This window comes from Elizabethkingia occulta (assembly GCF_002023715.1).
GTDB classification, from domain to species: Bacteria; Bacteroidota; Bacteroidia; order Flavobacteriales; family Weeksellaceae; genus Elizabethkingia; species Elizabethkingia occulta.
The window spans coordinates 225,436-247,514 of sequence record NZ_MAHX01000013.1 but is presented as its reverse complement, the minus strand read 5'-3'; the positions used below and the strand labels follow the sequence as shown (position 1 = coordinate 247,514).

The 22,079-nt window shown below is 34.3% G+C and carries 16 protein-coding genes; 7 read left to right on the top strand and 9 right to left on the bottom strand.

Features of this window, described 5'->3' with window-relative positions; translation table 11 throughout:
* Positions 1-108 precede the first annotated feature (108 nt).
* Positions 109-420 carry a hypothetical protein gene (locus tag BAZ10_RS07510; RefSeq protein ID WP_078771534.1) on the top strand — a complete coding sequence of 104 codons (312 nt, stop codon included), beginning with the start codon at positions 109-111 and terminating at the stop codon, positions 418-420.
* 78 nt (positions 421-498) lie between these two features.
* On the opposite strand, the gene BAZ10_RS07505 is transcribed toward BAZ10_RS07510, so the two are convergent.
* The 3 genes from BAZ10_RS07505 to BAZ10_RS07495 form a co-directional block, all read right to left on the bottom strand.
* Positions 499-1,854, bottom strand: a complete 1,356-nt coding sequence (locus BAZ10_RS07505) for a RagB/SusD family nutrient uptake outer membrane protein (RefSeq protein ID WP_078771533.1) — start codon at positions 1,852-1,854, stop codon at positions 499-501.
* A 31-nt stretch (positions 1,855-1,885) separates the two neighbouring features.
* Entirely contained in the window at positions 1,886-5,083 is a 3,198-nt protein-coding gene (locus BAZ10_RS07500; RefSeq protein WP_078771532.1) for a SusC/RagA family TonB-linked outer membrane protein, read from the bottom strand.
* Between the two features lie 90 nt (positions 5,084-5,173).
* Positions 5,174-6,466 (bottom strand): TlpA family protein disulfide reductase, encoded by a 1,293-nt coding sequence (locus tag BAZ10_RS07495; RefSeq protein ID WP_078771531.1) that lies wholly within the window; start codon positions 6,464-6,466, stop codon positions 5,174-5,176.
* A gap of 669 nt (positions 6,467-7,135) precedes the next feature.
* On the opposite strand from BAZ10_RS07495, the gene BAZ10_RS07490 reads away from it, so the two are divergent.
* Entirely contained in the window at positions 7,136-7,396 is a 261-nt protein-coding gene (locus BAZ10_RS07490; protein ID WP_078771839.1) for a helix-turn-helix domain-containing protein, read from the top strand.
* A 132-nt stretch (positions 7,397-7,528) separates the two neighbouring features.
* Here the strand turns inward: BAZ10_RS07490 and BAZ10_RS07485 are convergent, their stop codons facing one another.
* From BAZ10_RS07485 to BAZ10_RS07460, 6 genes are all read right to left on the bottom strand, one after another.
* Positions 7,529-7,870, bottom strand: a complete 342-nt coding sequence (locus BAZ10_RS07485; protein WP_078771530.1) for a helix-turn-helix domain-containing protein — start codon at positions 7,868-7,870, stop codon at positions 7,529-7,531.
* A 233-nt stretch (positions 7,871-8,103) separates the two neighbouring features.
* A complete protein-coding gene (locus BAZ10_RS07480) occupies positions 8,104-8,559 on the bottom strand; it encodes an SMI1/KNR4 family protein (protein ID WP_078771529.1) in 456 nt (151 codons plus the stop codon).
* 7 nt (positions 8,560-8,566) lie between these two features.
* Entirely contained in the window at positions 8,567-10,402 is a 1,836-nt protein-coding gene (locus BAZ10_RS07475) for a hypothetical protein (protein WP_078771528.1), read from the bottom strand.
* Between the two features lies 1 nt (position 10,403).
* The gene (locus BAZ10_RS07470; protein ID WP_049038886.1) at positions 10,404-10,604 is read right to left on the bottom strand and encodes a hypothetical protein; all 201 of its coding nucleotides are present in this window, start codon (positions 10,602-10,604) and stop codon (positions 10,404-10,406) included.
* A gap of 68 nt (positions 10,605-10,672) precedes the next feature.
* Positions 10,673-14,290 (bottom strand): hypothetical protein, encoded by a 3,618-nt coding sequence (locus BAZ10_RS07465; RefSeq protein WP_078771527.1) that lies wholly within the window; start codon positions 14,288-14,290, stop codon positions 10,673-10,675.
* 167 nt (positions 14,291-14,457) lie between these two features.
* Positions 14,458-16,206: a hypothetical protein gene (locus tag BAZ10_RS07460; protein WP_078771526.1), complete on the bottom strand. Its 1,749-nt coding sequence runs from the start codon at positions 16,204-16,206 to the stop codon at positions 14,458-14,460.
* A gap of 449 nt (positions 16,207-16,655) precedes the next feature.
* Between BAZ10_RS07460 and BAZ10_RS07455 the strand changes: the two genes are divergently transcribed.
* The 5 genes from BAZ10_RS07455 to BAZ10_RS07435 are packed head-to-tail and all read left to right on the top strand — an operon-like array spanning position 16,656 to position 22,071.
* Positions 16,656-17,729 carry a hypothetical protein gene (locus tag BAZ10_RS07455; RefSeq protein WP_078771525.1) on the top strand — a complete coding sequence of 358 codons (1,074 nt, stop codon included), beginning with the start codon at positions 16,656-16,658 and terminating at the stop codon, positions 17,727-17,729.
* A 29-nt stretch (positions 17,730-17,758) separates the two neighbouring features.
* Positions 17,759-18,262 (top strand): DUF4280 domain-containing protein, encoded by a 504-nt coding sequence (locus tag BAZ10_RS07450; protein WP_078771524.1) that lies wholly within the window; start codon positions 17,759-17,761, stop codon positions 18,260-18,262.
* 12 nt (positions 18,263-18,274) lie between these two features.
* Positions 18,275-20,998, top strand: a complete 2,724-nt coding sequence (locus BAZ10_RS07445; RefSeq protein WP_078771523.1) for a hypothetical protein — start codon at positions 18,275-18,277, stop codon at positions 20,996-20,998.
* Between the two features lie 4 nt (positions 20,999-21,002).
* The gene (locus BAZ10_RS07440; protein WP_078771522.1) at positions 21,003-21,650 is read left to right on the top strand and encodes a hypothetical protein; all 648 of its coding nucleotides are present in this window, start codon (positions 21,003-21,005) and stop codon (positions 21,648-21,650) included.
* Position 21,651: 1 nt separating this feature from the next.
* Complete coding sequence (locus BAZ10_RS07435; protein ID WP_078771521.1) at positions 21,652-22,071, top strand: hypothetical protein; 420 nt, start codon at positions 21,652-21,654, stop codon at positions 22,069-22,071.
* The last annotated feature ends 8 nt before the right edge of the window (positions 22,072-22,079 follow it).

Genomic DNA, 22,079 nt, shown 5'->3' with positions numbered 1-22,079 from the left:
TAGCCTATAGATACAAAGGATATATCCAGTTTATTATCTCACTGCTTACCAGGCAAATTTCTAAAGTTTTTACGGTAATCTTTTTTGATCTTAAAAAAGACCTGAATTATGAAAATTAACCAATTTTTTAAAACTAATGCTTTAGCTATTGCTGCTATCATCTTTGCTGGAACTACAATGTCATTCAAATTGGCTGAAAAGAAAGCAGCTCCTGTAACCTATTTTTATAACAGCTCTTTAACTTCAGCTGGTGCATTTGCTGATCCAAGCCATTGGCAAGCTACAGAACTTCCAGGTTGTGAAACTGAAGGAGAAAGACCCTGTAAAATAATAGTTCCCGATGGTTCTTCTATCAATGCCGTACTTTCCGGTAAGACAAATGCTCAGGTACTTTCGATCAGTATGGATCGTAGACCTTAATTTATAACAAAGGTTGGCAAAATTGCCAACCTTTAATTTTTCAAGCCAGTTTATTATACTTAATGGCAATTTATTATTCTATCTACGATTCTGTGGCATCCCCGACAATTTAATAATATCCTCTGGAATAGCTATAGCATAGCGAGGATCATTAGGAGGCAAAGAATATAATTTATTTTCAATAGTTCTTGTTAAGGTAATATTAGCGCCATCACGGTTGTATCTTTTCAAATCCGGCCAGCGAATTCCTCTGAACAATAGCTCCTTTTGTCTTTCTTTCCTAATAAGCTGTAATGCCTCTTCTTTGGAATTAGCTATAAAAGGTATAAATGTTTCAGCTTTCCATCTGGTGATTAGAAGATCATTAAGCATTTTCATAGATTTGGTAACATCACCAGTCTGAGCATAAGATTCTGCTGCGATCAAATATAGCTCATCCACTGCAACACTGGTCATTTTCCCCGAAGAACCTCCTGTATAGTTTCCTTTAAATATAATATCCCCATTAGGGTTTACCCTAAAGTAAATCAGTTTTCTAAGATCATTCTCATGATATAATTGAAATAAATTTAATGGAACCTTAGCTACCGCAAAACGCACAGGTCCTGAAATACGCATCGTAGTTCTTAATAAAACTTCAGCGTTCATATCTTTAATAGGATAAGTATCTGATGATTTCAGCGTATTAAAATCCATTAAAGTATTTTGCAGTTCTAATGCCCATAGTGCATATTGTAAAGCTTTTTCATAATCTCCTATATATAAATAAGTTCTTGCCAAATACCCAAGTGCTGTAATCTTCGAAGGTCTGCTGGCAGCGACCTGCTTTACAGGCAGTAATTCCACAGCCTGAGTTAAATCCCTTAGAATCTGATCATAAGTCTGTTTAACCGAAGACCTTACCGAAGTCTGGTTCATATCAGAATCTAACCGGAGTGGTAAACCTAAATCCTGTCCTCCTGTTGCCTCATTATAAGCCACACACCATATCTGTGCAGCATCAAGATAGCGTATGGCACGCAGTGCTAATGCCTGACCTTTTACATTCTCAGCTCCTGAAATATGATAGGTTTCCAGATTGTCAAGCACTGCATTACTTACATAAATAGCCTTGTAACAAGAATACCAATCATTTCCTACCCCTTGATTGGTGGATACATAATCGGGCTGCCACGTATACAATCTTTTATCTTCATTATATTCCAAGGAATTATAATCGCTATCTGATAAATAAAATTCATCAGAGGAGGTCATCCCGCTGGAAGCAAAATCTCCCAGTACATCTGTTATTCTATCCAATAATGCCTGATTATCTTCAAGGGTTTGGGGAGTAGCCAACTGCGAGTCAGACTTTTCATCTAAAAATCTGCTACAACTCGTTAACACTACTAATACAGATAAAAATCTAAATATTTTTTTCAATGTTTCTTTCATAACATAATAATATAGTATTGAAATAATCAGGTTAGAATTTGGCACGAAGCCCTATTGTATAAACACCCGGAGGTCTTAATCCGCTAATTCCAAGGTTATAATCCGGGTCAATTCCACTTTTATTAGCCCTCCATAAAATGCCCAGATTGCTTAGGTTCACAAATAAACTCAGACTTTCAAAAACAGGGGACCCAAAAAGAGCCTTATCAAAAGTATATGTGAGGTTGATATATTGTAATCTTATATGGTCTCCTTTTTCAACAAGTACGCTTGATCCTCCGTAGAACGCATCCCTGTTTGCATCACTCTGATAATTATTGGATGGAACATTGGTAAAGGCTTCATCACCCTCTTTTTGCCACCTGAAGGCATAATCACTATGTCCAGCCCAGCTGGTAAATAAGTTGGTATAGTTTATTGAATTTCTTCTAAACCAGTATCCAAACTTGTAAGAAATACCTATATCCATACTCAAGTTTTTGTAGCTAAAGGAGTTCACAAATGAGCCATAGACCGTAGGAACCGCTGAGCCGTAGAACTCTAAATCCTGAACTGAAGTACCTACACCTACCATTTGAGAATAATCCTTACTAACCTGTCCGTTAAGATACCCTTGCGGGTCTCCGGTTTTAGAATCTAATCCAGCCCATTTATACGCAAATATGGAATAGACAGGTAATCCCTCTACTCCTGATATGGGTACAGAAGAGCCATTCCCTATGAATTGGCTTGCCAGAGGATCTGCCAGATAATATTTTGTGACTTTATCCCTGTATGTACTGAAATTGAGAATAGTATTCCATTTTACTGCTCTGTCAATATTCATGGTCTTTAGTTCAACGTCTATTCCATGTCCGCTTGTCTCTGCTACATTGGAAAGCATATAGTCTATACCTGTTGTGTAATCCATTTGTCTGGGGCCAAAAAGGTTGGTTCCTTTTTTGGTAAAATATTCAACAGAGCCACTTATTCTGCTGTTTCGAGAAGAGAAATCTACACCTGCATTAATCATTCTGGAAGTTTCCCAACGTAGCCTTGGATTAAAATAATTGTCAAAACGAGCCACTGATGTTCCGGTATAACGGGATTTATCCGTATCAAAAGCGATGGTACTTACAGCAACCATTGCCGGATCTATATTTCCATTAAACCCATAAGATGCTCTCAATTTTAAATAAGGAAGCCATTCTACGTGATAAAAATTCTCTTTGGAAATTTCCCATAGCGTTCCCACTGACCAAAAGGGATTCCACTGGTCATTGGTATTTAACCCAAACAAATTACTGGCATCCCTGCGAAAGCTTCCCGAAATAGTGTACTTGCTATCAAAAGTATAGGCAGCATTTGCAAACAGAGAAACAAAACGAGTTGTTCTCTTTCCAAGGGATTGCCCTCTCTGGATAAATTCCATATTACCCGTAGGAAGAAGTGTATACTGCCGGGTATAATCAACATTACCGGAAGCCATACTATTTTCATTATACCCATAGTAACGGTTATATTCATAGCTTCTTACCGCATCACGGCTCTCTGCTCCTGCAATTGCTGTGACTCCGTGTTTATGCCATTTACCTGTATAGTTTAGTTGTCCTCTTACATTATTGATAATAGTTAATGCTCCTGACTTGTCTAAAATCCCGCCCTTTGGAACAATGAAATTTGTATTTCCGTTGGTATCCACCTGTGCAAAACTGTTTACATAATTTCTGGCAAAGTAACTTTGTGAATTATGAAGGTTTTCCGTAATATCATTCTGTCTCTGATATTGGTATTTAAATTCAGCTTCAAATCCTCTTATAATTTTATAATTAACAGAAGCATTAATCATCACTTCCGTTCCATTAGTCTTTGTACGGTCATTCTGCCAGTCTAAAAGTGGATAATAGTTCCAATCTAAAAGTTTTCCTGATCCAAAACTATCTTTATAATTCTGATCATAGCCCTTTGTCACTATACTCGGATTACCTTCGCTGTCTGCCAACTGCATATAAGGCACTGATGAGTTTCTTGCCATTGTAATCCCACCATAGCTTATGCGCCCACTTTCTGTGCGGGTATCTGTATAATATATTCCGGTATTTACAGTTAATTGTTTTATCACACGCCACGTATTCTGAAAGCGAAGGTTGGTTCTGGTATATTTCTCTCCGAGATTTCCTTTGTTATCATCATATCCAATTCCGGATGTCCACGAAAATTTTGGGACTCCACCTGCAATGTTTAAAAAGTACTGCCTTTTTTCAGAGGGCAGATACATATACCGCCTGTACTGGTCTCTGGCATCAATATTCCTTAAAGCCCCAATCTGACGGTTAACTTCATCCTCACTCATAAACCCTTTCTTTTGTTTATTCAGTAGATCTACCACGGGAGATAAAGCCGGATGTGATGAAGAGTTAATATCACTATCATAGTAACCTCTTTTAAAGAGTTCCGTTTCAACATCTATAAAATCAGATGATGAAATGGTCTTTAGGTAATTGAAATCAGGTTTTGGGCTTATACTTGTATTAGCCGTGAACTCTAGTGACTGTGGCTGGCTGAATTTTCCACTCTTTGTTGTAATAACAATAACCCCATTGGCAGCTCTCGCTCCCCAAATACTTGCCGCAGATGCATCTTTTAGTACCGTAATACTTTCAACCATATTGGGATTGATATTACCAATGTCGCCCTCATAGGGAAAATTATCCACGACAATCAATGGTGATTTAGGACCATTGATTGTACTGATACCCCGAATCATCAATTGCGCAGTTCCTGAGGTTCCCTTGTCTATCGTTACTCCACTTATCATATTGGAGAGACGATCCAAAACATTGGTTCCAACCTGTTGGTTTAAGAGTTTGTTATCTGCATGAGAATAAGATCCTGTGGCTCTTTCCTTTGAAATTTTCTGATATCCGGTGGCTATATTAACAGCTTCTATGTCCGTAAACTTAGCTGTTAGCATAATTTTTACGGGTATGCTTTGAGGAAGGTTTAATTCTATAGTCTTGGATTCATACCCCAGAACTGAAGCCATAAGCTCAATTTTGTTTTCTTTTGTCTGAAGCCGGAAAAAGCCATTACTATCTGTGATTACTGCGGTACTGCTATTTTTTAGAGCTATGGTAACATTCCTTAGTGGCGACTGACTCAGCTGATCAAGCACCTGTCCGGAAATAGTATGTTGAGCCATAAGTGATATACTACTGCATAGTATCAATGGCATGAGTATTTTTTTCATAGTATATTATTAGAGTTTTATTATTGAGTGCAAAAGCATGGTGAAAAATCAATAACCTGTACATTTATGTACAATCTTATAAATATCCCTCTATGATTTATCCTTAATGACAAGGACATTTATATCCCTGTCAGCTTCAATGATCTCAAGGTCATATTTTGAAAGTTCCTTACTTAAGGAAGCAGGATCTGAAATACCCAATAACTTTAAATCCACATTTCCGGTATATCCTGTTTCATCTATAATGGGCAGTTTTATTTCAGGAATTCCATTAATACTGTTGACAAAAGCATACATAGAAATATTTTGTAAGTCTGATTCTGAGGTTGAAAATCTATATTTCATTTCACCTCCTTTGGTAGCGATCCTATCTTTTTGCGAGGTTCTTCTAAGAATCAGACATTTTACCTTTCTTTTTTCTATACTGGCGGAATAATCTGCGAATTGGCTAAGATTTTTAAGCATCATCGGATAGAGTGAATCGGATAGTGATACCGGAACGATGTATTCGTAATTATAAAGGTTATAATCCTCCACACGTCCTTCGGAATTCTTTATATAATCCAGTGCAGTAGGATTCTTCACTTCTATAACTATTCTTTTATTACTAAAAGATTCTTTTCGTTGTTGAAAGATTTCATCGGTAATAGCGGTAAAGATCTCAAGTAAGGAGAGATTGGTAAACTGACGGCCATATACAATATTTCCATTTCTATGGAAGCCTGAACCAAAACCTATACTTCTTATTCTTCCTTTTGAAAGAAGTGAATAATTTGTAAGGCTGGTCCCTTTCTCCTGATCGAAACTTTCTGATAACATTAAAGGCCTTTCCCTACTCATGTATACAACGGTCTGAAGACTGGAGCTTTCTCCCCTTAAGACTTCATTTATGGTATTTTCATTTACCTGAGCCCCATCGGTGGTATTAAGGAGTTTTCCGTCCTTAATCCATATAATATAAGGGACTCCTTTATGAGGAAATTGAGAATGCAGTATTTTATCTCCTGCTACTGAAAGGATCTCCTTATACCTTTGTCCGTTTTTAGAGGCAAAGAATTTTTCTAGGGTGGCTTTGTCCTGATTGCTGACAGCCAGTATTTTTATCTTGCCACTAAACTTTTTTTGAAGTTCTTCCATTTTAGGAAAGCCTGTAAGGCACGCACTGCACCATGTATTCCAGAAGTCAAGTAAGATCAATTTATCTTTATCTTCGGATAATTTTATAGTTTTCTGTGAATGATTGACAACCTCCATTGGGGCTGTCCAAACAGAATTTGGTACAGCATCACCTATTTTCAAAGATTTTTTTTGTGAATATGTTGTAGTAGCTATGGTTACGGCTAAAATAAGGGGCACACGTCCCCTGCAAAAGATATTTTTCATACTTTTACTCTGGTTTTAAATGATAAACAATTTATTATCAGCTCTTCTATATGCTTAAGTAAATTCGACAGTACGGTAACATAGGAAGGGCTTTTTTAAGATTTGATTAAGGTAAGTGACTTATGGGCATGATTCCCCCTTAAGCCAAGAATGTTCATTGGTAGTTGTAATTTTATTTTGAAAAAGCAGGGAAAATATATCTCATAACTACATTCCCCTACTAGTTGCAAAAAGTCTGGTCGATAAGACGAGAAAGATTTCATAAATAAGGATTGCTCCCGCAATGGTTGTACACCCATTGTAACTGTCCACAATGATACTTTTACTGTAGGAGCGTCTTAGAAAATTGTAGAATAAAGGGACAGCATAGAAATAAAAACGGCATGGAACTCTACAATATCCGATTCGGGGCACTGGTATACCTTACATGCAGATAAGAGAGCCCACGCCTAGGTCGTGAGCATTTCTACTTATCATCTCGCATGTTAAAAATTACCAGTTTTCGAATCGAGATTCTAAGCAATAGCTTCTATTTATTATCGTTGAAGTATCGCAAAGTTACTGTTATTGTAACTTATTTTACAAATATAAACAATATAATTTAATATGGTAATATATTACCATGAATATTTTTATGGAAAACACAAAATTGCCCTAAAATTAAAGATAATGGACAGTGAAGATGTTTTAAGAATATATATGGAAGCTTTTTCTGAAAATCTAAAAAGGCTGAGGAAAGAAAAATATGATACAATGAATGAGGTATCTGTAAATTCCGAAATTGATGCAAGTAATTATAATAAATTTGAAAAATCAAAAGGAAACCCAACAATCAAAACTTTACTCAAAATAGCATCAGCTTTTGGAATACCTCCGAAAGAACTATTTGATTTTGAATTTGATATTACCAAATATAAGATAGATGAATAAACTTGAAAAATAGACAACAGAGAGGCTTAAAGCTTCTCTGTTGTCTATAACTGATATTTTTAATGTCATGACTATTAGAAACTAAAAATAAGCAAGGAACACTTTCTATCACTAACGAAAGTAAATTTAAAATTACATTGAATCTAATATTTTTTCTATTTCAGTTTTCATTATTTCCATTTGAGATTTTATTTTTCCTAACTCTGTTTTTAACAAAAGATTTTGATCTTCAAGTATTATAATATAGTCTTTATTTGTCAGTTTACGTCTCTGATATTTTCTATCCGGTTCATAAATATCTTCTAAGGGAACATCTAAAAAAACAGCTATTTTTTCCCATTCTTCCTTATAAATTACTATTTCTCCGTTTTCTTTTCGGCTATAATTGGAAACATCTGTATGCAAAATTTCAGCAATTTCTCTTTGTCTATAGCCCTTGTCAATTCGTATATTTCTAAGTTTTAAATTTTTCATAATATTGGTGCTTTTTCAAAAATATAGAAAAAAAATAAATAGCAAATAGCAAATCATATAAAATTGAATTATGTTAATCGTAGTTCTACGACTATTTCCGTCCTTACGGTTTCCCGTAATTTTATATAAGAAAAATGTTTATTATTGTTTCAAGCTTTATTTGAAACATCTTCAAACTGTCTGAAAATTTGCTTCTTGTATAAAAAAAGGTTGCCCGAGAGCAACCAATAGAACTATTTCTTTAACTCTTCATCAATACACCTTTCAATATACTCACTAAAAGAATCTCTGAACTTAATATAAAAAACATCTTTATTGTTTTCTTCAATTTTATCCTCATAATAAGCATAAACAGGTGGGTTTTCACCATCATTTAAGAAGAAAAACAGAGCCTGATCTCTCCCATACTCCGCAAATACAAAAAATGGTTTTAAATGCAAGTTTACTTTTTCCATACTTTCCTTTAGATTCTCTTGTATCCAATCTAAATGTTCAAATCCTCTATTCCAATCACCTAAAATATTATCTCGGTTTCCTGCTAAAGAAAGAAACTCTTTGTAAGCTTTGGGAAATTTTACATTGAAATTTTGCTCGAACTTTTCTATTTCTTGTTCAGGCACTCCTATTTTTGATATTTTAGGATTGCTATTATAATAATTCTCTAATTTTTTCAAATACTTTAATTCCATAATCTTTTTATTGTTTTTTTATTTTGAAATTTGGATAAAGTTCATACAATTTTTCTCCATCTTTAGCACCACTACTATAAATATCAATCTTTGTATTATACTTAGCTTCAAAAACAGTCATCTGTCCCTGACAAATATTACATGGATCTAAAATAGTTTGTAATTCGACCTCAATTTTTAGATCATTTGCCGATTTTGCCCCTAACTGATTCATAGTTTCCTTTAAATGTAAATCTTCAAACTCCCGAAAGATTTTGCTCTCTGTATCTTGAAACCTCCGAGTAACTCCCTTTTCTGTTATTTCTTCAAACTGGGTTATCTTCTCTCCACTTCTTAAATTAGCAGGTTTAGCAAAACCTAAATTATTAAGCTCTTTTACATTACTACTAGAATAAGCTTTCAACTCTATTGTTTTAACCCGACCTTTATAGCTGACCTTAAATTTAGCAACAGCAATATTAGCTCCTTCTAATTTCTTCTGTACAATCAATTTGCTTTCTTTTGACAAACCTTTTAAAAAGGCTCCTTTTCCTTTTTTCACATCTATTAAAGCTTCCAGTCTTCTTGGAGAGAGAAGGCGCATCACGAATTTAGGATTTTTCTCTGCTACTTCTGCAATATGTTCTATTCTTTTCAGTACCTTTTCTTTGGTTCCCCTAAACAGCACTACTTTATCGGAGATCAAAACCCATTCATCAGCTGTCCTTTCCACTCTTAACCCTAACTTATAGGCTAATAATAACAGTTCGCTTTTTGCAGATATTTTAGCCAGTGCATTACTGAAGAATTCAAAAACAGATGATGATTTTAGTCCCTGTGGAGCCTTAGGCAGAGGTAGTAATAAACTCAGCAGCATTGTGATTTCATAAGCTTGCTGGTAGCAAAACTTATAAATAGAACCCTGGCTATTTTCATGGTCATATCGTACAATAATATCTTTGAGCTCAGTGAAGTTTTCAAAGATATTGATGATCATCCTAATAAACTTTTTTAGATTAGCCCTATCCGTAAAAATTTCATATATACCTGGAAAGGTAAGGTATAAACCTTCTATAGAATCAATAAGAGCATTCCAGAATCCGCAGAATTCAGCATTAAAGGCGTATACCAGATTTACTTCTTTCTCCTTGATATTGTAATATTTCAGTTGTTCTTTGGAAACTGAATATCTTTCAATTAAAACAGTGGGATTAATACCAAAAGCTTTTAGGAAGCTGTCATTTATAAACGGATCGAAATTAGATAGATAAGGCAGATAGTTGTATTCCTGAAATTTATAACTACCAATAAATTTGGCATTGTCCTTTAATATCCCAACTAAATATTTAAAGGTTGTGGTTACTCCAATCTTATCAAAGATCCAGTCGACTGCTTTTTGATAAGTTGCTTCGGCATAAAATTCCATGTCTATAGCTTTGCTAATCTGAGAAGGCTCTAACCTGTAATTTTTAAGTTTGGGAGACTGCCTATACATTGCTAAAACTTGTTCTGTAACACTTTTTTTGAACTCATTTAATTCAGGATTTATAGTTTTCTTTCCATTAGATTCTATGACATAACCACCGCTCGGAAATACATTGGTATTCAATTTAATACAATCAAAAATATCACTTCCTAAATTACAAACTACATAATCTACTTTTTCTGCTTTATAATCCGAAAAAAAATGAAATAACATTAAATTAGCATCTTCTCCTTCAAGAAACCAAAATGCATTATTAATTGTATTTTTCACTCTCTCATAATTAGCATCAACAAGGAAATAAAAACTGCCTGAAGTTAAATCCGGATCGGAAGTAGTCTCAACAATTCTTGTTCGTTTAACAGCACATAAATCTTCCATATCATTTGTATTTGATGTTAATATTTCCTGTAATTTCCTGCCTTGAAATATCCTCGATGTCAAGATTTGGAAACTTTTGTTTTACAGAATAGTATTCTCCTTTCTTATTTAAAAAATCCTTATAACTGCTTGATGTTCCACCTGTATTTTTTAATCCTAACGCTGAGATTCTTCCTACCTGTAATTTTTCTATTGTACTCATTTTTGTAAATTTTATGGGTTAGTAAGAAGAAATGGCGGCAGATATACCGCCATTCCTGTTGTTAATATTTATTTCAGGGTAGAAGGCTTATCGCTTCCTTCCAGCTTCAGATTATCCTTCAGTTGGAAATCGCTTTCAGTAACAACATCTGCCGGCACTTCGAATTCCTCAGGTATTTCGATCGTTCTAGGTAATGCATCCTCAACTTCCAATCCAACAGTTTTGGCCTGTAAAATAGTTAGGGTTGTTGGGACACGGGTAATCCATGCCTTTCCGTATTTCTCACCTTGTGGTTCTTTTAATTCATCCACAATAGATACGTAGAGTGGATCTCCGATTACCGGAACTTCACCACCGTTCCATATTTTACCTGTTGCCAAATAAAAATTAACAGCATCTTCAAAACCAGGTTTAATCGTTACAATTACTCGTCCCATACCGGCCTGTAAGAAGCTACGGAAGAGTGAATCCATACTTTCGGATAAATACATATCTTTCCAGTCATCTTTATTTCCCCAATAGTATGGATAGAAATTATAGGACATTATTTCCCATTCAAAAGCTTGTTCCATAAATTTTGCAAGAGCAGTATACTCATCCAGATTCTTACCTAATCTCATCTTGAAGCTTTTCATTTCACCAGCTGTCACATCATAGAGTTTGGTTCCTAGTTTACTATAGCTTTGCAGTAGATAAGCAATACAATTATGCTTTAGCACTACTTCTTCAATCTGACGGTAGAATGGGTAGCTATCTGATTTCTCCTTTTCCTCTTTTTCTTCTTCTTTTAAAGCAGCTACTTTATCTTCCCATTCTTGCAATGCTTTTTTGTAAGCATCAATAATTTTGGTAAAATGCTCCTGTTTCCACGATAGCATATATTCATCAGATAATTCGCACGAAAAATCAAATGAAACATTGAATGAATCCACCCCAATTCCTTGAAATTTAAATTCAAAATTGTTTACAATATCCAGATTGTTTACTGTATAATTTCCATCACCATTATTAAAAAGATCTATCATTCCACCCATAAAATCACTCACCCGCATTCTTCCATTTTCAAATCCCCAATACACAGTGACTGTCTTAGCTGAATAATGATCTGGTAATGATAATGTCTGATTTCGCTGCTTTTGATCTTCCTTTATTTCATAGAATACATTAGGAACATGATGAACAAGTGTCTTTCTTGGAAGATCACGGACCTCAACACCAAAAGCATCTGCCCAGTAACGAATGGTTTGTTCTGTAGCACTGCCTGCTCCTTTCATCGGAACAAATGCATCCTTTCTTGGATCAACAGGCCTTTCATATACCGGAGAATTTTTAATAATACTATCTGTAGCCAGATCATGTAATTTTGCCGGTTGTGGAATCATAAACTCTAGCATCATTCTTTTTCCATAGTTGTAGATCTGATTTTTCATTTTCTTATCTACCCAACGGTAAACACCAGTAATATGCTGAGACCCGCTCCTGTTATCAAACTCGTGGACATTATTTTCTGTAAACTCCTGAATAATTTTACTAACCCTTTCTTCACTGACCTTACTAACAACCCTATCCATAGCTCTCGTAGTAATTTCCTGAGATTTAGCCACAGCTTGTCTTGTAGCATCTTCTTTGGAAGTACGATTGGCATAACTACCTCCGACTTCAAACTTTGTCGAAACTCCTCCACTAAGAGAAGTATGGCTTTCTATGTTTTTATCCTGCTGTAAAATTTTAGATACCTCAGTTTGCATTTCATTTCTACTTGCTGTAGTTGTATCTGAAATATGCTCCACTTCGGTGGAGGTAGCTGTAGTAACAGTATCTTCTGTTCTTAATAATTTTGATGAGCTTTTATGCCTTAGCTCACTTGCCATTACATTTTCGATATTGGAAACTTCTCCCGGTACATAGGCATGGAGCGTTTGCTCAACCTTCATATAGTCAGCAATACCTAACCTTTTGATACCAAAACCATTGGGAATAAAAATATTGTTATTTGAATCAGCATCTGATTCATCCAGTTTAAATACTCCTGCATATAACAGATCCGAAACAATTCTCTGATCTATAATTACCTTTGCATTTTCACCATTACTAAAAACAATATCAAACTCAAGCTTTACCGGATAATCTGCTTCTGCTGCTGTGAAATAGTTATAAAAAAAGTCCGCAAGAAAAATTTGCCCATTATATCTGGTCAATGTATAATAGCTCCCATCCTGTACATTCCCTTCAGAGGTTTGTATATGATAATTGATGGAAGTAATATTCCAGGAATCATCGGGAAGATTCAGAGTGAGATAAAAATTCCATTTCTGAATTCCGGCAGAATATACCGCTGATTTGCCCATAAAAGAAAATGCATAATTTTCTTCAGAAGATTGATTTACGGGGATCAAAGCACTACCCATTTTTACATATTGTTTCTTCTGAGCATCTGAAAGCTGCTTTATATTATCCTGAATTTCTGATAAGTTTTCATCAATTATTTCAAAAACCTCATCGAAAGAAAAACTTGCTTCATCAGAAAGTACAGGAGCTAAACTTTTCTGTGTTTCTGCAAAAGAAGCTATTTCAGTAGTATTAGAATGATCCGAAAGTTCCATTAACTGAATTAATGTATTTCGAGAGTTGGCAGAAATTTTTTGTGAAATAACCGCCATATTTTCGCTATGTTCAAAAATAAATTCCGGCACTTTAGGAGCTTGCGTATTATTACTAGCTTCGCTTATTTCTTGTGCCGTATCTGCGGAAATTGTCCCTTTATTTTCCTGAGCCAGAGGTAGAATTTCCTGCTGGTACTTTTCCAAAGCAATGTCATAAGCTTTAGAATATTCCTTCTTATAATTCTTTTGCTCCTTCTCTAATTCCTTTTGTAATTGTTCTAATTTTACCTTTTTATAAGATTCGATAGCCAGTTCCATTCGGGCATTTTTGGCCGAATAATCAACTTGGGAGCTAGGGCTTCCTACATTTTTTTGTCCGGATCTATCCGTAAAAATATAAGATTTCCCAATTTTTGATTCATTAACTGTGAAAATATTGTTTTCATCTTCTGGTTTAGCTGAATCAATGAAAAGATAATCTGGAATAACAACTTTAGCTGTCGCCGCTTTACGAAGTAATTCTAATTTCTCTTTTTCAGATTCTGTCGTTAATTTCTGATATTTTGTAAAACAGTTAATTGCTTGCAGAGACTGAATAATAATTTCTTTAACATAGAAATCTTTCTGCGTAAGCATCTGGTAGATTAAGCTATCCCATAGCGATTTTACATTTTCCGAAGAAGGATCTAATAATTTACTTTCAGCAGAATTGGTAATATCCACTTTTGCCTGAATATCAGCCATAAGCTGTTCAAGGTCTGAAAGTTTCTCAAAATCTCTTTTCTGAGCAAGAACCTTTCCTGCTTCGTAGAAATATCCTAAAAGCTGAATAAGAGCTTTTTCAGTTTTTTTAATAGATGAAATTTCGGAATTTTCATTAAGTTTTTCGATAAGATAATTAAGCTTAGAAGTTTCTTTTACAGGGGGAGCATACCATTCCTGAATAAGAGAATCGAAATAACCTTTTGACTCCTTACTTCTTACAATAAAATTGTCGTTATTTTTAGCTTCAGCTAATTGTGGGTTTCTAAGACTCGCAAAACGAAAAAGTGTTTGCGTTGCGTTGTTACTTTTTGTACTCATAATATTAATATTTATTGATTGTTTTTCTAATTTTTAGACATAGTTTTCCCTGTTGACCTTTTTAAGATCAATTTTTAAGGATTGTTTAAAGTTTATATATTAACTAAGAGGGATAATCTATAATAAGCTATCTTGGTTTATTGTTACCTTATCCCATTACTGCATTTTTAATACGGAATTGCATTATTGAAAACTAATGCAGGAACTTCCTGTTTATCGGTAATTCTGCTATCCTGATCCAGCATAAAGAACACACCATTTCTACCATCCGCTTTATCTGCTGTCGAGCCTCCGGATTGTCCAAGCATCATTTGTGCATACGAATCTACACTTCCAGATTTAGCATTCGGGAATTTCGCTAGGAATGCAGCTCCGTTCAAGCTCTGATCAATAACAACAGGATTAGCGCTTCCATTATAATCTATATGGTGATTAAATCCATAAGTATCCGATGTTGCAGCTACCGTAAATGCACCATTCAGCGTTAGAATTTTTGGATAACTCGTGTCTGGGAACATTACATTTAAGTCGTATGTCAAACCATTTCCTTCCACTTCAACGGGTTGCCCACCATCATAAGAACGAATAGAAGTGGTTTCATTCTTCGCAATAGGAATCATTCCTCCCCAGCTGATGGCATGAGAAACCTGATTAGTTTGCGTAAACATACCTCCAATATGTTTCATTTCAGGGGCATATTTCAGGATATTGGCCTCACAAAGGATTCTGTTATTTTTCGCAAACATATAGAATGCATTCTCAATAGTCCCTTTGGTATTCCCCAACGATTTTCCATTCCAGAACAATTCTCTTCTAACTATATTATAAGCCAGATAGCCTGAAGTGAGATTTCCAAACCAGCCTTCACCGATGTAATTAAAGCAATGGGATACATCTTTTAGTTTTGGGTTTTTCCAGAATAGCGATACCGGAATAAAATCATATGAAGAATCTATAGAATGCTTGTCCCTATAATCCCATGGATAAACGTCCTGATAATATCCTTTACCTAGTTTAGAGTTTTTGAAACACTCGAATACAGTTTCCAAGTTGAAAAGACTATCTAAGAATCCCGGTAGGATTTTTTTAAGACCTGCTCTAAAGAAAGTTCCTCTTAGTCCAGTTGGTTTAGTAATATGAGAAAGCATATCAGCTGGGAAAGCTTCAAATTCTTTCTGTTCTCCAAAGCCGTAGAACGTAGAATTCATCGTTGTAACCTCTGGTGTTTCCAATTTAAAATCAGCCGATGGAATCGCAACCGATAGACCAGCAAAGGTATAATCAAGATTGGTTAATGAACTAGATTTAAATTTAGAAACTTCTATGATGTAATTATTTATCGTTGGCTCAAAATAACCCTGTGAATTTTTTGTAAGTCCCTCACAAAACCTCGCATAACTTACATTAGCTTCAGCATTGATCGTGATTTCATAATCACCCGCGATTTCATATACATGATAGAATGTATTTCCAGTGTCAATATAGTGTGTATTCCCTTCACCATCTGTCCAGGATTCTGAACCATTATAAGTAGGTACAACAATCATTTCCTCTTTCCCGTCGCCATAGTTTACTTTTGCCTGGGCAACCTCTGCCGCTGTTCTTAACATGGCAACCGGTACTCTTTCATTAGGCTGGGTAGTTCTGATTTTAAACTTAATCTCGGTACTTGATAAATCTACTTTCCCGTAAAATAGATAGTCTAGCAAGTCTTTAATAGGCATTTTGTCGAAAGTCGTTCCTGCTGGAATGCCTCCCACTTTAAATACTGAAGGTACAGCATTAGTATACTGCATTGCACTTGGATCTATAACTTCCTCTTTGTGCCAATAACTGTCCATCCATTCCCAAAATTGTTCCTGATTTGGCATATCTCCGTTTTCGAAATAACTTTTTAATTCTGTTTTTGATGTCATAATTGTAAATTTTTAAAGTTGTTAAAATTGTTTTTTTGATGTTTTAATAGGCTGAAATTCTTTTCAGCAGGTGGATCTTTCATAATTTGTATTTTAAAGGTTAATAAATAATTAAATAGCTAGGGATTGGGAATTTTGTTTTTTCATTTTCCTTTCTATTACAAAGATGAGCTACCGTGGCGACAAAACTTGACGTATTATATTTCATTATTTTCAAAATATTCTGAAAATCAAATTAGCAATTATAAATAGTTGATATTAAGCATATTAAATATGTAAAAAATAAAAATCACTAATTAATTATACAGCAAACGCTTTCACGCTAATGCGCAAAATAGATTTTATGTTAATCGTAGTTCTACGACACTTTTTTAGATTTCTTGGAATTTATTTTTTTTAAAAAATATTTTTTTCTAACTTTTGTGACATAATCACAAAAACCGAATAAAATGATGATATACAACGCAAAGCCTGGGCAAACTCTTGCCGAAATTTGCGATGAAATATATCTTGAAAATCCTGATTATCTGCGCGATTTTCATAATGAAAACTCTCCCCTTACAGAATATATTGAAGGGGATATTGTCCATGCGACCAGACTTTCAGTTCCCTCCCCAAAACAGATTAAAGAAATAAACCTGAGAATAAAAGAAAATCATGAAAGCTTTTATGATTTTCCTGCTGATGGACAATTTCCTTTTGCCTTTGATTTATGGGATGGCGAATATCAAATCACGCGGACTGTGTATTTCAATGAGGAAATACTCAATAATTATGAACAAAAAGTTCAGTTAACTTTTGAATTCATAAAGGATAATGACCTCTATTTCCGGTTTAGTGCATTTGATTTTAAGAAAAACGATGAAATTTCAGATCATAAAGTATCAACATTAGCAAAAATGTGCATGGAGATTATCTATCCTGTCAGGCTAGTGATAAGTTCCAATGGTAAAATTCAAAATATAGAACCAACAAAAGACCATACTGATATTTCTGCTGAACTGGACTCCGTTAAGAACTTCTTCCCGGATCAGTATTCTTCAGCGTATATAGAAAAAATGAAAAATATTGTAAAAGATCCTAAAGCCTTTTTAGAAAAGTTTAAAAATACTTTACTGAACACTTTTATGTTTGGGGCATTCTACAGAACTAAATTAGGGAATTGGACGAGTTCGGATGTTTATTCTGATTTCTATCCCTGGCTTTTTGATGCTCAGCCTGTAAGGTTTGAATTTCGAAATACCCTTCTTCCTAAAGAATCATTGGATGACGAATGGATAAAGATACTGCAAAAAGGTACTTCTTCTGATAACAGGAACCAGGAAGCCCTGCACTCTGAAGACTCCCAATACCGTAATACTGAAATAACATACAAGTCTATAGACTGTGAGCATTTTGCTGAATATATTTTCAACAGAAAAAAAAATTCATTACAAAGAATAGAAGCAATATTCCGGAATTATGTTCAAGAAAATATTGAGAAAGAAATATTCCTGCTTGAAAAAATGAAAGATAATAATTGATTATACATAAACACCAAAATCACAATACGATGTCAGAAAATACTTCTCCACACGATGGTAAATATTTCGTGATCCAAAAAGGGAAAGCTCAGTGCAACCAGGGGAACCAGTTTCCCCAGTTTAAAGTAACCTCACACCAGAAACATTATTGGAATAATAAGGAAGGTCAAGCTGATTATTTAGCAGTTACCGAAGATGATGTACAATTTACCCCTCCTGGTCCAAGCTTTGGACAATGCAAGCTAAAACCAAGTTCAGGCGGGTATTTGCCTTGTGCATTTGCTCCCGCAGGAAAGTGGCAGAAACCTTATGAAAAAACAAAAGTCATGAACAAAAGTTGTATTACGGAAATTTCAGAATTGATGTGTACAACTGGTGGGAAAATCACAATAAAAGAACATGGGCAAATTGCGGAGATTACAAAGCAGAATGTCAGAAATGCAGATTCAAAAGAGCACCAAAATATAAACCCACTGATTGACTATAAAGAATTTCAGGATGAGCAGGAAGATGATTTAAATATTTACGAATAAAAGCACACAAAGATGGGAAAGTTAACAATTATCGGAAACGATAAACCAGTGATAGGAAAAAAGGAAATGTATTCTGTTTCTTCAGTTAGTGACTGGTTGAGCCCTTTAAAATCTATTCAAAATCCTTTACAAGTACCCAAAGCTCATTGGGAAGTTATGGTACAAACCAAGACAGGTTGGAGAAAAGGCGGAAGCGATAAAGAAGGTCAAATAGTTCCTTATATTTTCGGACAGAAAAGTTTGTTGCACAAGGGAATAAAGATCGTTGTACGGCAGGGAGAAGACTCTGGAGAACTTGTTGTACACCCGCAACGGGCTAAAGAACCAAAAATAACCAGAGTAGAACTTCTGGATGCCAACTATAAACCTATTCCGAAAGGTAAAAAGCTCAGCTACAAAGATACCATTATTGCAAGGGCATATTGTGTGGAAATGTTCGGGATGAGTATTGCTTTTACACTTTGGGAAGATGATGCCCAGGGAGAAGGGCACAATCCTGTAGTTAATGCAATGAATAAAATCAACCCCGTTCCTGTACTTAGTAGAGTGAATGAGAAAGGAATGGCGGAAGCTGTTTTCAGGTTACCTTTTTACACGATGGCTGTTCTGATTGCCAATGCACGCACAGCACCAGGAGATAAAAGTGAGGGAGCCACCCACGAATATTATGTAACAGCCGATGTAGTAAGTAAAAGCATACAAAAAGCGAGTCCAAACGTAAATGTAGTTAATCCTGCTTATAACCCCACACCCCCGAGAAAAAGAGAACTTCCCAAAGGAAATGCACCTTCACCTGCAAAACCTAAAACGACACCTGCTCCAGAGAAGCCGAAACCCAAGCCCGATTCTCCAAAGTTTCCGGTGACCACAGGAGGAAAAAAAAGTGACGATCCACAAGGAAAGATTTTGAGTGCTGAATTTGTTGATGATAAAGGAAACAGGCTTCATTCTTCCAAAGTGGGAACAATCGTAGTCGTAAAGATTATCTCAAAAGATATGAAGAATAAAAAAGTAAAGATCAAGATATGGGAAGAGGATAATTTCGAGTGGACTAATGATTTGATTTATGAAAAAGATTATGTACTAGTAGGTGATACTAATTTTATAGGAGTACAGCTTACAAAACAGATGTTTGACAAAGCAAAAGGCTTCGGCACTGACAGCAGCAGACAGGATTATTTTATAGAAGTGATACATCATGATACTTCTGTAAAATCTGCGGTGATGCCTGTGAGCGCAGATGCTATTCCAACGGAAGTACCAAGTGGAGATACTGCAACAGCTGTGGAAAAAACAAAAAAACCTATAAATAGTTGTATTTGTAAAGAACAGTATAAAGACTTAATTTGGGGAGGAAAAGTGAGTTGTGAATTTAGGAAAAAAGTTGTACAAATAGCGAAAAACCTAGGTTTGCCACAAGATAAAAATGAAGGTGCAAATCGTTTAATGGCAGTGATGGCATTAGAAACAATGGGCACATTTAACCATAAATACGATAACGGAATGGGTTACTACGGACTGATACAGTTCGGAGATTCTGCTGCATCGACGCTAAAAACAACAACATCTGCTCTTATCAAAATGACAGCAATACAGCAATTGGATTATGTTGAGAAACATATTGCTTTGAAAAAAGATAAAATTAAAAATTTAACAGATTTATATTTATGTATTCTTTTGCCGAATTTGACAGGGAAAGGTAATGAAGACAACTATGTTTTATGGACAAATAGCAGAGAAGCATATTATAATAACCCAGCTTTTCATAAAGAAGACGGAGAGTGGGAAAATCAAGTAGATACAGGAAAAAAAGATAAAAAAGGCAGAACGATTTATAAAAGAGGATATGATAAAAATGTTGAAGCCAAAACATACATGTGGGAAGTAAAAAAAGCGATTGAAGGTTGGTATCAAAAAGGAAGTGAACATAAAGCTAAAACGTATGAATGTCAATTAGACAATAATTCCAATGAAAAAATTAATGCTACAGGAATAGTTACGTATCATATTTACGATAGTGGAAGAATCGAAAAACACATTCCTAAAATCATTAAACCAGAATATGCAAAAAAATACAAATACGTTTATCATGATAAAGAAAATAAAGAACATGACATATGTATAACAGATTGGCATATAACAACAAAAAAACTTAGAAGCAAGAAAAAATTATATTCGAAACCTACTCACTCAAAAGTTCTAAGTGATGATATTGTGAATGAAGGACAAACAAAAAGAAGGGTAATATATGAAAATGGAGATGTAGCCGAGTATGGTTCAAATAAAGGAGATACCTTTTGGAGACTATATGTCTCAACTTCTGAAAAAATTGAACTTGTAAAAATGCCTGAAAAGGTAAATTATGTAAAATATAGCTTCTCAGGCACAAAACGCCAATATACTGGACCAAATTATTTTGCAGGATTTATAGGAGCATTAGCAAAAACTGGATATTCAATTCTTACAACAGGGTCTTGTTTTAAATATGGGTCTTGTTTTCCAAGTCAATTTCACGTTAATGGAGAGAGTATTGATACTAAATATTTATGGAAATTGGAAGAGGACCAAAAATTTATTGATACAATGATGTTCTTTCATTTTGGAGAGCGAAAAGTGGGTAATGACGCATATTTCAAAAAATTAAAAAATACGTCTGATGGAGGAGATTTACATGATGACCATTTGCATAGTGGAAATTTTGATGAAACAAAGATTAAAATAATTAAAGAAAAATAAATTTATGCGAAATTATATTGCACTTATAACAGTATTAGTTTTTTTATCATGTACCAAAACTAATGTAAAAGTTAATGACACTTCCAACACGATAAATGAAACAAAACAACAATTAAAATTTCGAGCATTAGGAAATAAAAATTTATCATTATTTAATTTTCCCAAACATTGGACTGTTCAAGTATTTGATGAAGGAGAGCCTATGACAAAAGAGGACTCTCTTTATCAAAAAAATATGGACCAACTGGATTTCTTTGATGATATAAAGGGAAAAAGCATTAATGATAATACATATAAAAAAGCACTCTTAGATAGTGATAAAAAGGAAAAGATAGATTCTTTATTTCTAATCGATTCGTATTCAATTGAAAACAAACAGATTGTTTATTTAAAATATTATAAAACTATTAATGATTCAAATTATGATTTTCCTCCTTCTGAAAAAAATATTGATGTTTTAATATATGATCAAAATAATTTAGTAAAACGATTAAATGTATATTCTAGCAAAAATTATCCATCCATTGTTGAAAAAAAAATCGGCTATTTAGATGAATTAGGAACATTGTTTATGAAAACTTTTGAGATAGATGAAGAAGGTGTAACTTCTACAACAAACAAAACAATAAATTGTAAAGAATATCTAAAATAAAATGTTAAAAAAAATATACTCATTAGTATTCTGTACCTTGATAATATTTATTTCAGGACAGAAATCACATACTCACGACAAATCTAAAAATGATTTGTACAAAGCAATGAAGGGAAAATATGAAAGAGATTTATGTACACCTACTAACGATTACGGCTTCGCAATATGCGAATTATATACGTTTACCATTCAAAAAGATTATAATATATTGAATGTTGATGGGCAAAATATAGAAAAAGAAATGAAATTATTTTCTGAAAAAATAAATAGCGATTCATATCAAATTTATGATAAACAGGGAAATAGTATTGGAAAAGTATATAATGTAAATGGAACCCTCTATTTTAAGTATAATAATTTCTTGAAAGCTGCGGAAGAAAAAATGCAAAACAAAGGATATAGATTTAATAAAATAGAATAGATAACTTT

Excerpts from the sequence above, each read along its gene's own strand:
- BAZ10_RS07450 (WP_078771524.1), top strand. The coding sequence starts at position 17,759 with ATGTCAGAAAATACTTCTCCACACGATGGTAAATATTTCGTGATCCAA.
- BAZ10_RS07480 (WP_078771529.1), bottom strand. The coding sequence starts at position 8,559 with ATGGAATTAAAGTATTTGAAAAAATTAGAGAATTATTATAATAGCAAT.
- BAZ10_RS07455 (WP_078771525.1), top strand. The coding sequence starts at position 16,656 with ATGATGATATACAACGCAAAGCCTGGGCAAACTCTTGCCGAAATTTGC.
- BAZ10_RS07475 (WP_078771528.1), bottom strand. The coding sequence starts at position 10,402 with ATGGAAGATTTATGTGCTGTTAAACGAACAAGAATTGTTGAGACTACT.
- BAZ10_RS07435 (WP_078771521.1), top strand. The coding sequence starts at position 21,652 with ATGTTAAAAAAAATATACTCATTAGTATTCTGTACCTTGATAATATTT.
- BAZ10_RS07440 (WP_078771522.1), top strand. The coding sequence starts at position 21,003 with ATGCGAAATTATATTGCACTTATAACAGTATTAGTTTTTTTATCATGT.
- BAZ10_RS07485 (WP_078771530.1), bottom strand. The coding sequence starts at position 7,870 with ATGAAAAATTTAAAACTTAGAAATATACGAATTGACAAGGGCTATAGA.
- BAZ10_RS07460 (WP_078771526.1), bottom strand. The coding sequence starts at position 16,206 with ATGACATCAAAAACAGAATTAAAAAGTTATTTCGAAAACGGAGATATG.
- BAZ10_RS07505 (WP_078771533.1), bottom strand. The coding sequence starts at position 1,854 with ATGAAAGAAACATTGAAAAAAATATTTAGATTTTTATCTGTATTAGTA.
- BAZ10_RS07495 (WP_078771531.1), bottom strand. The coding sequence starts at position 6,466 with ATGAAAAATATCTTTTGCAGGGGACGTGTGCCCCTTATTTTAGCCGTA.
- BAZ10_RS07510 (WP_078771534.1), top strand. The coding sequence starts at position 109 with ATGAAAATTAACCAATTTTTTAAAACTAATGCTTTAGCTATTGCTGCT.
- BAZ10_RS07465 (WP_078771527.1), bottom strand. The coding sequence starts at position 14,290 with ATGAGTACAAAAAGTAACAACGCAACGCAAACACTTTTTCGTTTTGCG.
- BAZ10_RS07445 (WP_078771523.1), top strand. The coding sequence starts at position 18,275 with ATGGGAAAGTTAACAATTATCGGAAACGATAAACCAGTGATAGGAAAA.
- BAZ10_RS07500 (WP_078771532.1), bottom strand. The coding sequence starts at position 5,083 with ATGAAAAAAATACTCATGCCATTGATACTATGCAGTAGTATATCACTT.
- BAZ10_RS07490 (WP_078771839.1), top strand. The coding sequence starts at position 7,136 with ATGGACAGTGAAGATGTTTTAAGAATATATATGGAAGCTTTTTCTGAA.
- BAZ10_RS07470 (WP_049038886.1), bottom strand. The coding sequence starts at position 10,604 with ATGAGTACAATAGAAAAATTACAGGTAGGAAGAATCTCAGCGTTAGGA.